Here is a 14,116-nt window from a genome sequence, read left to right on the forward strand (position 1 = left end):
CAAGCTTTGGATGGCATAAATATGTAGGTCTTGATGGAGAAATTATTTCATTAGATACCTTTGGAGCATCAGGAAATGCAGAAACATTATTTAAACAATTTGGATTCACGGTAGAAAATGTTGTAGAAAAAGCAGTTAAAGTTTCAGCTAAATAATCAAGCAAAAATAATAATAAATATAGTAAAGCGGATTAACGAATTAATTATATAAACTAAGAAAAGTGTGTAAAATAATAGAGAAGTAATAGAACGATGAAAGCAAGTTTTGCATTTAATAAAATCATTTATCTGATGTCTGTTCACTGTAATGTTTCCATTTTTATTAAAGTGAGATATAACAGTGGCACCATCCTAGATAAATTAAACTAACCTTCACTTGAAGATTAAACTTCTATGTGAAGCCAAGTTTCACTTTATTTGCATGACTTGCTTTTATCAAAATTAATAGATATATAGTGGAGGTTTTTGTATGGGTCTAGAAATGAATGATGTAAAAAATGCCATCATCAATGGTAAAACAGTACTTGGTATTGAACTTGGTTCAACTCGAATTAAAGCAGTTCTTATTGGTGAAGATAATGCACCTATAGCTTCTGGTAGCCATGATTGGGAGAATAGATATATTAATAATATCTGGACTTACAGTTTAGAGGATATTTGGACTGGTGTACAGGATAGTTATCAGAAGATGACTGAAGATGTTAAAGAACAATATGGAGTAACCATTCAAACAATAGGAGCAATTGGATTTAGTGCCATGATGCATGGTTATATGGCTTTCAATAAAGAGGGTGAACTTTTAGTACCATTTCGTACATGGCGTAACACTATTACCGAAGAAGCTTCAGAAGAATTGACAAAACTATTTAGTTATAATATTCCTCAAAGATGGAGCATTGCTCATCTTTATCAGTCTATCTTAAATAAAGAAGAGCATGTAGCTGATATCAGTTTACAAACAACTTTGGCAGGTTACATACATTGGAAATTAACAGGTCAAAACGTTTTAGGTGTTGGTGAAGCATCAGGTATGTTCCCTATTGATATAGATACAAAAAGCTATAATGCACATATGATTCAGCAGTTCAATGAAGCGATTGCTTCCCAAAATTTCTCATGGAAGCTTGAGGAGATTTTGCCTAAAGTTTTGGTAGCAGGTGAAGATGCTGGTGTTCTTACGAAAGAAGGAGCAAAGCTTTTGGACGTAACAGGACAGTTGAGACCAGGTATTCCACTTTGTCCACCAGAAGGTGATGCTGGAACAGGAATGGTGGCAACTAATAGTATAGCAAAGCGTACTGGTAATGTTTCTGCTGGAACATCTGTTTTTGCAATGATTGTACTTGAAAAGGAATTGTCAAAAGTATATAAAGAAATTGATTTAGTTACAACACCTACTGGTAATCTAGTAGCTATGGTTCATTGTAATAATTGCACTTCAGATCTTAATGCATGGGTTGGATTATTTAAAGAATTTGCAGAAGCAATGGGTGTAGAAGTTGATATGAATAAATTATTTGCAACTTTATATAATAAGGCACTTGAAGGAGATTCGGATTGTGGGGGCTTGTTGTCTTACAATTATTTCTCAGGTGAACATATAACAAATTTTGAAGAAGGACGTCCATTATTTGTACGTTCACCAGAAAGTAATTTCAATTTAGCTAACTTCATGAGAGTGAATCTATTCACATCATTAGGTGCATTGAAAACTGGCTTGGATATTCTTCTTAAACAAGAAGGTGTTCAATTAGATGAAATTTTAGGTCATGGTGGATTGTTTAAGACAAAAGATGTAGGACAAAAAATCATGGCGGCCGCTATGGATGCTCCAGTTTCTGTTATGGAAACTGCTGGAGAAGGTGGAGCTTGGGGAATTGCAATACTTGCATCATATATGCTTAATAAAGAGGATAATGAGACATTAGATGATTATCTAACACAAAAAGTATTTGCAGAAAAGATAGGTACAAAGATAGACCCAGATCCTAGAGATGTTGATGGTTTTAATGAATTTATCAAACGTTATACTAAAGGTCTTGCTATTGAAAGAGCAGCTGTAGATAATCTTAAATAAATAGTGATTTTTTGACAATTTTTAATAAAAAACAGGTTTTATTGTATAAACAATGGTAAAGCCTGTTTTTTTCATTGAAACTATCATTAGAAAATAATATAATGAATTGACTATGAAAAATTTCGTGCATAACAGCAAAATTAGTCCTAAAATTGGAGGAATATAATGGATACAAAAATAATAATGGATAGTTGTATTGATTTTAATGATGAAGTATTTGATAATGAAAGGATAATGGAAAGAATACCATTTAAAATTATAATCGATGAAGAAGAAATTATAGATTTACATGCAGGTCAAAATGAATTAATTATAAAGATGAAGAATAGTAAGAATAAAATAGCAACGTCATGTCCTTCACCTCATGAATTTTTAGAAGCGTTTAGAAAATGCAAAAATAACTTTGTTGTAACAATTTCTGAAAAGTTAAGTGGCTCACATAACAGTGCAATGCTTGCTAAAGAAATGTTAAAAGAAGAAAGTCCAGAAAGTTTTGTTCATGTTTTTGACTGTAAAACGGCAGCAGCAGGAGCTAGTTTAGTAATTTTAAAATTAAAACAGCTTATAGAAGAAAAATTAAATATTGATCAAATTATTGAAGAAATAAATACTTATATAGATGAAATGAAAACATTTTTATTAGCAGAAAGATTGGATAACTTAGCTAAAAATGGTAGAATAAGTAGTCAAAAAGCTTTTATAGGAAACTTATTGCAAGTTGTCCCAATTATGTGTTCTAATGGAAATGGAGAACTTATTTTAAAAGAACAAGTAAGAGGGCGAAAGAAGGCATTAAATAGACTTATAGATATAATTGGAGAAGAAGGTAAAGATATTAAAAATAAAGTAGTTGGAATAACTCATGTAAACTGTATTGAAAAAGCAGAATGTCTTAAGTCAGAAATTGCAAATAAATATGATTTTAAGGATATAGTAATATTTGATGCTGGTGGATTAAGTACAATATATGCAGATGATGGTGGTATTGTAGTTTGCTATTAAGCTAAGAAAAACTTTGAAGCTGATTTAAATTAAAAATAACGTTTAAGATTAATTATTTAATATAGAAATTTTAAAATCATGAGGAGTTAAGAGCGAGATCTTAGCTTCTTTTATTTTCAAAAATTTATGTTATTCCTTAAATGCAATAAATATAATAATAGTTATCTTAGGTGAAGAATTTTTAGCTTTGCTATAAGAATTATTTATGTTAAAATTATATTATAATCTGACTTTACAGTTAAAACTAAGAAGAAAGATTTATAAAAAAGAAGTCGTTCTGAATTTATGAGGGTTAGCCCCAAATTATAAGGCGGTATTATAAGATAGCTTAAAATGCACTATCTCTGCGCCCTTTTTTGGCTTAGGGATTATTTTTTTGAAAGGAAATAACTAATATGGATACAAGAATTGCATTAATTGGAATCATAGTAGAAGATACTAATGACATAGAAAAATTAAATAGTATTTTACATGAATATGGACAATATATTATTGGAAGAATGGGAATACCTTATAGACAAAAAAATGTTAATGTAATAAGTGTAGTTATTGATGCAAGCAATGATGTCATAAGTTCATTGTCAGGAAAATTAGGTATGATTAAAGGTATAACTGTTAAAACGGTGTATTCGAAGAATGGAAAATAAACGTGTTCATAAATTTCATTAATATTGAAAATTATAAGCTAATAAATGGATTCAATAAGCAAATTTATCTTATAAACACCTTTAGAGGCAGCCATAGGCAAAAAATAAAAATTAAATTAAAGAAGGAAGAGATAAATGTATGTATAATGTGAAATCAAAAATAGCAACAGAATTTATTGATAACAAGGAAATTTTAGAAACTCTAGAGTATGCTAAAGCAAATAAGAATAGTAGAGAATTAATAAATGAAATTTTAGAAAAGGCTAAGGAGCATAAGGGTCTTTCACATAGGGAGGCAGCAGTTTTACTAGAATGTGAATTAGAAGATGAAAATGAAAAAATGTATTCACTTGCACAAGAGATTAAGCAAAAATTTTATGGAAATAGAATAGTTATGTTTGCACCATTATATCTTTCTAACTATTGTGTAAATGGCTGTATTTATTGTCCATATCATCATAAAAATAAACATATAGCAAGAAAAAAACTTACTCAAGAAGAAATTAAGAGTGAAGTAATTGCACTTCAAGATCTTGGTCATAAGAGACTTGCATTAGAAACTGGAGAAGACCCAATAAATTCTCCAATTGAATATGTTCTCGAAAGTATTAAAACAATTTATAGCATAAAACACAAAAATGGCGCAATCAGAAGAGTTAATGTGAATATTGCAGCTACAACAGTAGAAAATTATACAAAGTTAAAAGATGCAGGAATTGGAACTTATATTCTATTCCAAGAGACTTATAATAAAAAGATATATGAAGAACTTCATCCAACAGGACCAAAGCATGACTATGCTTACCATACAGAAGCAATGGACAGAGCAATGGAAGGTGGAATCGATGATGTTGGAATGGGAGTGTTATTTGGGTTAAACATGTATAGATATGATTTTGTTGGATTACTTATGCATGCAGAACATTTAGAAGCAGCTAAAGGAGTTGGACCACATACAATAAGTGTACCTAGAATAAGATCTGCTGATGATATAAATCCAGAAGAATTTACCAATGGAATTTCAGATGACATATTTGCTAAAATAGTTGCAGTACTTAGAATTTCAGTCCCATATACTGGGATTCTTATATCGACTCGAGAATCGAAAAAATCAAGAGAACGGGCACTACAGCTTGGAGCTTCTCAAATAAGTGGAGAATCATCTACAAGTGTTGGTGGATATGCTGAAAAAGAAAAAGAAGAAGATAACTCAGCTCAATTTGATATAAGTGATGATAGAACTTTAGATGAAATAGTAAATTGGCTGCTTGAATTAGGATATATACCAAGCTTCTGCACTGCTTGTTATAGAGAAGGGAGAACAGGGGATAGATTTATGAGTCTTGTTAAATCAGGACAAATAGCAAACTGCTGTCAGCCTAATGCTCTAATGACATTAAAGGAATATTTAGAAGATTATGCTACTGATAATACAAGAATAAAAGGTGAAAAAGTAATTAAAAATGAAATTACAAGGATTCCAAATGAAAAAGTTAAAAAAATTGTATTAGAAAATCTTGAAGGGCTAAATGAAGGTAAACGTGATTTTAGATTCTAAAGTTATACAATAATTAAACTTCAAGTTTTTATATACGTTTAATAGATATTTTGTAATAAATATAATTATGATTTATATAAAATAGTAGACTAAATAGACTTATTTTAACACGATTTAATGGTTGAAATAAGTCTATTTATTTATAAAAAAATTATACCATTTCAATTTTTCCTTCAAGTTTTGCATACATTTTATCTTGTTGTTTAGTAGTAAATTGAAAATATATTTCTGTATTAGAAACAGATTTATGACCTAACCACCATTGAAGTTCCTTAATATCCATATCACATTCGGCAAGATGAACGGCTGTAGTATGTTTCAGTGCATGAAAATGATGCTTTGATTTATCTTCAATATTCGCCATAGCACAATATTTTTTTGTGAGATAATCTAAAGTTTGGCGTGATATAGGGGTATTTTTTTGACTTGTAAAAATAGTTTGAAATTCTGATTTTATATTATTTTCATTTATATATTTATCCAAAACAGATTTTGTTTTTTTATCAAGTCGTAAAGTATTGTTATTACTTCCTTTAAGACGTTGGCAATATACCTCTCCTTTTGAAATGTTATAATTTCGTAATTTTAGTAATGATATTTCTGAAGCTCTAAGACCGCATCTATAAGCTAATCTAAATATTGCTAAATCTCGTGTCGAATGTAAATTGCCAGAGTTTTCTATTGAATTAAATAATGATAGAGCTTCTTTTTGTGTTAGATATTTAATTTTAGTGTCATTATTTGTCCGCATGTATATTCTCCTTTTGTAAAATAATAATACATTATAAATATTTTGTCCAATTAAATTGATTAGCAATCCAATTATTTATCCATAAATATACACTCCTTCATTATATTGACTCTTTTTATGCGACTTAATTCCCAAATATGTATATGATTTCAACCTTTTTATACAATATTTACATATCTTTCAATCTATAGTATAATAAAATTGGACAAAATATTTATTTTGTTCCAATTAATATTATAAATAATTTAGTAGAAAAGTCAAAAGCAAGGATTGTTATTACATAAGTTAAATTCACATATCATCAAGATAAATAAGTAAATATGAGGTGGTAATTTTAGAAATTAGATGGGAAGTGAAGTGTTAAATTATAATGAATAAAATTAAATTTAATAAACAATATCAATATAAAGTAAAAGAAAAAAATATTAACGAAAGTAATATTATTAAAAATGCATATATAAAACAAAAAAGAAAAATTGAAGAACGCATAGAAGCAATGTATAAATATGATGTTCTTACAGGACTTGCTAATAGCGTTTATTTTTTTGAAAAACTTAATGATAAATTAGAAAAAACTAAAGTTGATAATAAAAAAGGCGCAGTTATTTATATAGATATTGATAATTATAAGACTATTAATAACAATTGGGGTTATTGTTTAGGGGATCAGATTTTACAATTATTTGCGAGATTAATAAATAACTGTATTGGAAAACACGCAGAATTAACAAGATTAAATGGCGATGAATTTGTAATTTTAGTTAATGAATTTGACAACATAATCCAAGTAGAAAAAATATGCAATAATATTTATGAAAATTTGAAAAAGCCTTTTAAAATATTGGAGGATAAAATATATCTCACTGTAAGTATGGGAATATCAATATTCCCGGATAATAGTATAGATGCTGAAGAATTATTGAAATTTTGTGATTTTGCAATGTATAAATCTAAACATAATGGAAAAGGAACATATACAGTTTTTAATAATAAAGCACTAGAGTTATATTACAGGGAAGTGTTAATTAAGAATGAATTGAAAAATGCTATTGATAAGAGTGAATTAGATATTTTTTATCAGCCACAAATTAATGCATTAAGCAATAAAATTATAGGAATGGAAGCTCTTATAAGGTGGAACAATAATAAACTTGGGAGTGTTTCTCCATCAGAATTTATTCCTATTGCTGAAAATACTGGTGATATAGTGAAGATTGGTGATTGGATTGTAGATGAAGTATTAAAACAAACGTCTATCTGGAAAAAAAGGAACTATAAATTTAATACGATTTCTTTAAACATATCCCCAATTCAGATGAAAAGAATAGATTTTAAAAATAAATTATTGGATTCTTGTACTAAATATAAAATCCCACCTCATCTTTTAGAAATAGAAATAACAGAAGGGACTTTAATAGATGTTTGTGAAGAAAAGATGGAAGTATTAAATGAACTTATAGATAATGGAATTAATATTGCAATAGATGATTTTGGAACTGGATATTCTTCTTTAAGCTATTTAATTAATATTCCAATTAATACACTAAAAATAGATAAAACATTTGTAGATAATATTGAAAATTATAAAAATAAGGTTTTAATTAAGAGCATAGTTGATTTATCAAAAGATTTGAAATATAAGATAATTACTGAAGGTGTTGAAACAAAAAAACAAAAAAATATACTTACTGATTTAGGATGTAATATAATTCAGGGATTTTATTTCAGTAAACCGCTCACAAAAGATAAAATGGAAAATTTATTGAAGAGTAATAGTAAGTAAAAATATTAATTATTTAAATAAAAGGAGAAAATCAAAAATGAATTTATTTAAAAAAGTAAAAACAAAATTGATATCAGCATTTTTAATTGTATCGATATTAATTGGGGTAGTAGGTTTAGTTGGTGGTATATCAGTAAAAAAAGTAAATAAAAGTGCGTCAGAAATGTACGGAATAAATTTACAAAGCATAAATAAAATTTTATCAATAAAAGCTAATATGTCAGAAATTAAAGGCGAACTTTTAACTATGATGGATGAAGAAGATAAATCAGAAGTTGAAGAGGCAAAAAAAAATATTGATATTATGGTAAAAGAAGATAATAAATATATAGAAGATTATGAGAAATTAATTATTACATCAGAAGAAAAAAAAGTTTGGACAGAATTTAAGAATAATGTAACAAAATATAGAGATGTTAGAGAAGGAATAATAAAGGCTATTAATTTAAATAATTTAAATGAAGCAAAAAAACAATATATAATATTGAAGCCTATAGAAAAAAATATGCTTGATAGTCTTGATAATGTTATAGAAATAAATTTGAAGGCGGCAAAGGATGCAAATGAAGATATTAATTCAACATTTATAAATACAAATGTTATTATGATTTCACTTAGCGCAGCAGGAATTATAATTGCAATTTTACTGGGGTTATTTATGTCCAGCAATATAAATAAACCGTTAAAAAAAATACAAGAATATGCAGAGCGCTTAGCTTTTTATGATTTTTCAACACCTATTAGTATTACAAGAAAAGATGAATTTGGGCAAACAGGAGTTGCTTTAAATAAAGCTCAAAAAAATGTAAATGATTTAGTAAGGGAAATTATGGAAAACTCTCAAGATATAAGTGCATCTAGTCAGGAGCTTTCTGCAACTGCAGAAGAACTAGCGTCTAAAGCTGTAAGTATAGACGAGGCTGTCAGCAATATTGCAAGCAGTATGCAAGAATCTAGTGCAGCATCAGAAGAGATAAGTGCATCAGTAGAGGAAGTAGATTCAAGTGTTAATGAGCTTTCAGAAAAAGCTATGGAAGGAAGTAATAATGCAAATAAATCTAAAGAAAGAGCTACAGAAGTTCAAATTAATAGTAAGAAAGCCATAAATCAAACACGAAAAATATATGCTGAAAAAGAAAATAAGATGTTACAAGTTATTGAAAATGGAAAAGTAGTAGATAGTATTAAAATTATGGCAGATACTATAGGAAGTATATCAGAACAAACAAATTTATTATCACTAAATGCAGCTATAGAAGCGGCAAGGGCTGGAGAGCAAGGAAAAGGATTTGCAGTTGTTGCAGAAGAGGTTAGAACACTTGCAGAACAGTCATCTCAAGCAGTAACATCTATTCAGGATACCATTATTAAGGTTCAAGAAGCATTTAACAATAGCATTGATACTGGAAAAGATATTCTACAATTTATTAATATAGAGGTGAATGAACAATTTATTGCTTATGGAGACACAGGTAATCAGTATTACAAAGATTCAGATTTTGTAAGCAAAATGTCAGAAGAAATTGCAGCTATGTCAGAAGAAATTACAGCTACTGTTGGGCAAGTAAGTGATGTAGTACAAGATATTGCACAAAAATCACAAAAATCCACTGAAGAAGTAGATACAATAAAAGAGAGTATAGATGAAACTGCAAAAGCTATAGAACAGGTTGCATTAACAGCACAAAGTCAGGCAGAACTTGCTCAAAAACTTAATGAAATTATCCAAAGGTTTAAGATCTAGATACTGTATATGTACAAATACTTTAAGTAAATAATTTGAATATAAGTGAGTTGCTATAGCAACTCACTTATATTTATTGGGGGAAAATTGAAACATTTAACTAAGTTATCTAAAAATTATAATCATAAAATATATAAAATAATAAACTTTTATTCCATTAACTTAAGAAATTCGATAAAAGTGTGAAGAATTTCGTATGGAGAGTGAATGTTAAAGTATATATAATTAGGAATGTAAACGAAGAACAGAAAAACTTCGTAATTAAGATTTAAATTTAGAACATATAAGAATATGGAGGGGTAGAAATGAAAAGGTTTAAAAAATTATTACCAATTGTTATGGCTACAGTTATGATTGCTGCTACTATGGGAGGATGTGCATCATCAAATAAAGGAAGTGATTCAAAATCAGGAGATGCAAAGAGCACTAAATCTTCAGTTTTAATTGGTTCTGCAATATATAAATTCGACGATACTTTTATGACAGGTGTTCGTACTGCAATGGAAGGGCAAGCTAAAGAAAAAGGCTCAACTATTGAATTAGTGGATTCACAAAATAAACAACCTACACAAAATGAGCAAGTGGATACTTTTCTTACTAAAGGTGTAAATGCTTTAGCGGTAAATCCAGTTGATAGAACAGCGGCAGGTCCATTAATAGAAAAAGCAAAAGCTAAAAAATTACCAATTGTATTTTTAAATCGTGAACCAGAAAAAGCTGATATGGACAGCTATGATAAAGTATGGTATGTAGGTGCTAAGGCAGAGCAATCAGGAACTCAATCAGGTGAAATTATAGCTGATTACTTTAAGGCTCACAAAGAAGCTGATAAGAATGGTGATGGAGTGATACAATATGTAATGCTTCAAGGAGAACCAGGACATCAAGATGCAACACTTCGTACAGAATATTCTATAAAAGCGATTGAGGCTGCCGGATTTAAAACACAAAAACTTGCAGCAGATACAGCAATGTGGGATAAAGCAAAAGCAACTGACCTCATGAAAGCATTTATAACAGGTCAAGGTCTTGATAAAATAGAAGCTGTTCTTTGTAATAACGATGATATGGCACTAGGTGCAGTAGAAGCTTTAAAGGCAGAAGGATATAACAAAGGTGATGCAGCTAAATATATTCCTGTAGTTGGAGTTGATGCAACAGCACCAGCATTACAAGCTATGAAAGAAGGATCACTTCTTGGAACTGTTTTAAATGATGCAGCTAACCAAGGTAAAGCTACAGTTAATATCGCTATAGCAGCAGCTCAAGGTAAAGAAATCAATAAAGAAAACATTGGTTACGATGTAACAGATGGAAAATATATCTGGATCAATTATGTAAAGGTTACTCAAGAAAATTATAAAGAATATCTTAAATAGGTTATACAATAATATAAATAAACAATAATTTCAGATACAGAAAATTGTACAGGGATGTGAAATTAAAATTCCCATCCCTGAATTATTGTTTTGCAGAAGGAGGATGGATATATGAGTGAATATGTACTGGAGATGAATAATATAACCAAAGTGTTTCCAGGCGTAAAGGCACTGAATGGCGTAACATTAAAGGTCCGAAAAGGAAGTGTTCATGCACTAATGGGAGAAAACGGTGCAGGTAAATCTACATTGATGAAATGTCTTTTTGGTATATATCATGAAGACGGCGGAGAAATTATATTAGATGGAAATAAAATGCAAATAAATACATCAAAGCAAGCATTAGATTTAGGTGTATCAATGATACATCAAGAATTACATCCAATTCATTTTCGTCCAGTTATGGAAAATATCTGGCTTGGAAGATTCCCAATGAAGGGAATTGCAGTAGATAAAAAAACTATGATAAATAAAACAAAGGAATTATTTAAAGAAATTGATTTAGACATTAATCCAGAAGTATTAGCTGGGACACTTTCACCATCTAATCTTCAATTGGTTGAAATAGCAAAAGCAGTTAGTTATAATTCGAAAATAATTATTATGGATGAGCCAACTTCATCATTAACAGAAAATGAAACAGAACATTTATTTAAAATAATAAAGCAACTTCAAAATAAGGGGTGTGCAATTATATATATATCACATAAAATGGAGGAAATTTTAAAAATATCCGATGAAGTAACTATTATGAGAGATGGTCAATATGTTGGAACATGGGATTCCAAAGATCTTACAACAGATTTAATCATAAACCGTATGGTTGGTCGTGATATGACTAATAGATTTCCACCTAGAACTTATGAGCCAAGTAAAGACGTTGTTTTGAAAGTAGACAAACTTTGTTCTCCACTTCCAAAATCATTTCAAAATGTAAGTTTTGAGTTATGTAAAGGAGAAATACTTGGAATAGGTGGTCTTGTTGGTGCACAACGTACAGAATTGGTAGAAGCATTGTTTGGACTTCGTGAAATACAATCTGGGATTATAGAAAAAGATGGAAAAACTGTTAAGATAAAATCTCCAAGAGATGCCAAAACGCAAAAAATTGCACTTTTAACAGAAGAAAGACGTGCTACTGGAATATTTGGTATTCTTTCTATATTAGATAATACAGTAATCGCAAGCCAAAAGGACTATGCTAAATTTGGTGTATTACAGGATGGAAAGAGATATAAAGCAGCTCTAAAATCTAATCAAGAGTTAAGAACTAAGACACCAAATATTGAACAATTAATTCAAAATCTTTCAGGTGGTAATCAGCAAAAAGTGCTAATTGCACGTTGGCTACTTACAAATCCAGACATACTTATATTGGATGAGCCCACAAGAGGAATTGATGTTGGTGCTAAATATGAAATTTATTCAATTATGCATGAACTGGTTAAAAAAGGAAAATCAATTATTATGATTTCGTCTGAAATGCCAGAATTGATTGGAATGTCAGATAGAATTATGGTTATGTGCGAAGGTAAAGTTACTGGAATTTTAGAACAAAGTGAAGCAGATCAAGTAAAAATCATGAATTATGCTACACAATTTATGAAATAAAAAAGTTTTAAAGATTCGAATATTTTAAGTCTACAAATGTTATTACAAGAAAGTGAGGTATATATATATGCAAGGAGCGAAGTTAATGTCACGTAAAGATTATGCAAAAATATTCTTAGGTATTGGTGCATTTCTTGTGATTTTAGGAATTGTTTTTAATTTTATTTTAGATTCTGATATAGTTTATGATTTACCTATGTATATAGGAGGAGTTGGTATAGGTGCGTTAATATATGGCTTAAAGCAGTTCTTAGATAAAGAAAATCATAATGAAGATGTTACTTTTTCGGCAAAAACAGTTAAAGGTTTTTTAACAAATAATGCAATTATTATAGCGATGCTATCATTAATCGTAGTTATTATGATAATTCAACCACGTTTTATGCAATATCAAGTAATGTTAGATATTTTAACACAATCATCAACTAAAATGATAGTTGCACTTGGTATTTGTTTTACATTATTAATTGCAGGTACTGACTTATCAGCAGGTCGTATGGTTGGACTTGCAGCTGTTATATCAACTTCAATGTTACAAAATCCGGACTATGCAAATAGATTTTTCCCGAATATGCCTCAGCTTGCAGTTATTATTCCGATATTAATAGCAATTGCTGCATGTATGCTATTTGGTGTCCTTAATGGGTTTTTAGTAGCTAAATATGATATGCATCCATTTATAGCTACATTAGCATCACAAGTTATAGTATATGGCGTAACTTCTTTATACTTCGATATGGAGCCAAATAAATCACAACCTATTGGAGGTATCCGTTCTGATTTTATAGCTCTTGGTCAAACAAAAGTATTACAAATAGGAGATTTTCCAGGAGTATCAATCCTTGTTCCAATTGCTATTTTGTTTGTAATTTTAGTTTGGTTCATTTTAAACAAAACTATATTTGGTAAGAATGTATATGCAATTGGTGGTAATCGTGAAGCTGCTGTAGTTTCTGGAGTTAACGTATTTGCTACAGTTATGGGAATATTCATTTTTGCATCAATCTTATATGCTGTGGGTGGTGTACTTGAAGCAGCTAGAACTGCTGGTGCAACAAATCAATATGGTAATGGTTATGAATTTGATGCAATAGCAGCCTGCGTGGTAGGTGGTGTTTCACTTAATGGTGGTGTTGGTAAAGTAGGTGGAATTGTAAGTGGTGTATTAATATTTACAGTTATTCAATACGGATTACAATTCATAGCAGTTAGTCCTATGTGGCAACAAGTTATAAAAGGTATCATCATTGCAGTTGCAGTTGCAATTGATTTGGCAAAATATAGAAAAAAATAAGATCTTAATTATATGTTAAATTGAAAAATACAGGTAAATCAGCTTGCCATATGGTAATAGGATTTACCCGTATTTTTATTTGCCTTATTACGATATTTAAATTTGTAATAGGTTGTTGAATAACTAATTTTTACAAATAGTTACTTAAGAAAATATTCATAGGAATCAAAGGTTCCAAGGATATTTTCTTGATTTTATTCCTTGCTGTTTTTTATTAAATTCATCTATTAAATAAGCTAATAAAACCCATTTTATATGACGTTCGTATCGC

The 14,116-nt window shown here is 29.4% G+C and carries 11 protein-coding genes; 10 read left to right on the forward strand and 1 reads right to left on the reverse strand.

Annotation, left to right across the window (positions count from 1 at the left end; genetic code table 11):
- From CLPUN_RS29500 to hydG, 5 genes are all read left to right on the forward strand, one after another.
- Window positions 1–155: transketolase-like TK C-terminal-containing protein (locus CLPUN_RS29500; RefSeq protein WP_198944262.1), on the forward strand; the 155-nt coding region annotated here is incomplete at its 5' end.
- Between the two features lie 313 nt (window positions 156–468).
- Complete coding sequence (locus tag CLPUN_RS00420; protein WP_077845420.1) at window positions 469–2,076, forward strand: xylulokinase; 1,608 nt, start codon at window positions 469–471, stop codon at window positions 2,074–2,076.
- A gap of 165 nt (window positions 2,077–2,241) precedes the next feature.
- Window positions 2,242–3,078 (forward strand): DegV family protein, encoded by an 837-nt coding sequence (locus tag CLPUN_RS00425; protein WP_077845421.1) that lies wholly within the window; start codon window positions 2,242–2,244, stop codon window positions 3,076–3,078.
- A 395-nt stretch (window positions 3,079–3,473) separates the two neighbouring features.
- Window positions 3,474–3,725 (forward strand): TM1266 family iron-only hydrogenase system putative regulator, encoded by a 252-nt coding sequence (locus tag CLPUN_RS00430; protein WP_077845422.1) that lies wholly within the window; start codon window positions 3,474–3,476, stop codon window positions 3,723–3,725.
- A gap of 139 nt (window positions 3,726–3,864) precedes the next feature.
- Window positions 3,865–5,283 (forward strand): [FeFe] hydrogenase H-cluster radical SAM maturase HydG, encoded by a 1,419-nt coding sequence (gene hydG / locus CLPUN_RS00435; RefSeq protein ID WP_077845423.1) that lies wholly within the window; start codon window positions 3,865–3,867, stop codon window positions 5,281–5,283.
- 151 nt (window positions 5,284–5,434) lie between these two features.
- On the opposite strand, the gene CLPUN_RS00440 is transcribed toward hydG, so the two are convergent.
- Window positions 5,435–6,034 carry a tyrosine-type recombinase/integrase gene (locus tag CLPUN_RS00440; RefSeq protein ID WP_077845424.1) on the reverse strand — a complete coding sequence of 200 codons (600 nt, stop codon included), beginning with the start codon at window positions 6,032–6,034 and terminating at the stop codon, window positions 5,435–5,437.
- A 370-nt stretch (window positions 6,035–6,404) separates the two neighbouring features.
- Between CLPUN_RS00440 and CLPUN_RS00445 the strand changes: the two genes are divergently transcribed.
- The 5 genes from CLPUN_RS00445 (at window position 6,405) to mglC (ending at window position 13,845) form a co-directional block, all read left to right on the forward strand.
- The gene (locus CLPUN_RS00445; RefSeq protein ID WP_077845425.1) at window positions 6,405–7,817 is read left to right on the forward strand and encodes a putative bifunctional diguanylate cyclase/phosphodiesterase; all 1,413 of its coding nucleotides are present in this window, start codon (window positions 6,405–6,407) and stop codon (window positions 7,815–7,817) included.
- Window positions 7,818–7,854: 37 nt separating this feature from the next.
- The gene (locus CLPUN_RS00450) at window positions 7,855–9,561 is read left to right on the forward strand and encodes a methyl-accepting chemotaxis protein (protein ID WP_077845426.1); all 1,707 of its coding nucleotides are present in this window, start codon (window positions 7,855–7,857) and stop codon (window positions 9,559–9,561) included.
- A gap of 305 nt (window positions 9,562–9,866) precedes the next feature.
- Entirely contained in the window at window positions 9,867–10,940 is a 1,074-nt protein-coding gene (locus CLPUN_RS00455; protein WP_077845427.1) for a galactose ABC transporter substrate-binding protein, read from the forward strand.
- Between the two features lie 111 nt (window positions 10,941–11,051).
- Window positions 11,052–12,551 (forward strand): sugar ABC transporter ATP-binding protein, encoded by a 1,500-nt coding sequence (locus CLPUN_RS00460; RefSeq protein ID WP_077845428.1) that lies wholly within the window; start codon window positions 11,052–11,054, stop codon window positions 12,549–12,551.
- A 67-nt stretch (window positions 12,552–12,618) separates the two neighbouring features.
- Window positions 12,619–13,845 carry a galactose/methyl galactoside ABC transporter permease MglC gene (mglC, locus tag CLPUN_RS00465; RefSeq protein ID WP_077845429.1) on the forward strand — a complete coding sequence of 409 codons (1,227 nt, stop codon included), beginning with the start codon at window positions 12,619–12,621 and terminating at the stop codon, window positions 13,843–13,845.
- Window positions 13,846–14,116: the final 271 nt, after the last annotated feature.

Origin of the sequence: Clostridium puniceum, assembly GCF_002006345.1 — a bacterium.
Lineage (GTDB): Bacteria > Bacillota > Clostridia > Clostridiales > Clostridiaceae > Clostridium > Clostridium puniceum.

Bases quoted from the DNA above. Each gene is read 5' to 3' on its own strand.
- CLPUN_RS00450 (WP_077845426.1), top strand. From the start codon at position 7,855: ATGAATTTATTTAAAAAAGTAAAAACAAAATTGATATCAGCATTTTTA.
- hydG (WP_077845423.1), top strand. From the start codon at position 3,865: ATGTATAATGTGAAATCAAAAATAGCAACAGAATTTATTGATAACAAG.
- CLPUN_RS00455 (WP_077845427.1), top strand. From the start codon at position 9,867: ATGAAAAGGTTTAAAAAATTATTACCAATTGTTATGGCTACAGTTATG.
- CLPUN_RS00440 (WP_077845424.1), bottom strand. From the start codon at position 6,034: ATGCGGACAAATAATGACACTAAAATTAAATATCTAACACAAAAAGAA.
- CLPUN_RS00445 (WP_077845425.1), top strand. From the start codon at position 6,405: ATGAATAAAATTAAATTTAATAAACAATATCAATATAAAGTAAAAGAA.
- mglC (WP_077845429.1), top strand. From the start codon at position 12,619: ATGCAAGGAGCGAAGTTAATGTCACGTAAAGATTATGCAAAAATATTC.
- CLPUN_RS00430 (WP_077845422.1), top strand. From the start codon at position 3,474: ATGGATACAAGAATTGCATTAATTGGAATCATAGTAGAAGATACTAAT.
- CLPUN_RS00460 (WP_077845428.1), top strand. From the start codon at position 11,052: ATGAGTGAATATGTACTGGAGATGAATAATATAACCAAAGTGTTTCCA.
- CLPUN_RS00425 (WP_077845421.1), top strand. From the start codon at position 2,242: ATGGATACAAAAATAATAATGGATAGTTGTATTGATTTTAATGATGAA.
- CLPUN_RS00420 (WP_077845420.1), top strand. From the start codon at position 469: ATGGGTCTAGAAATGAATGATGTAAAAAATGCCATCATCAATGGTAAA.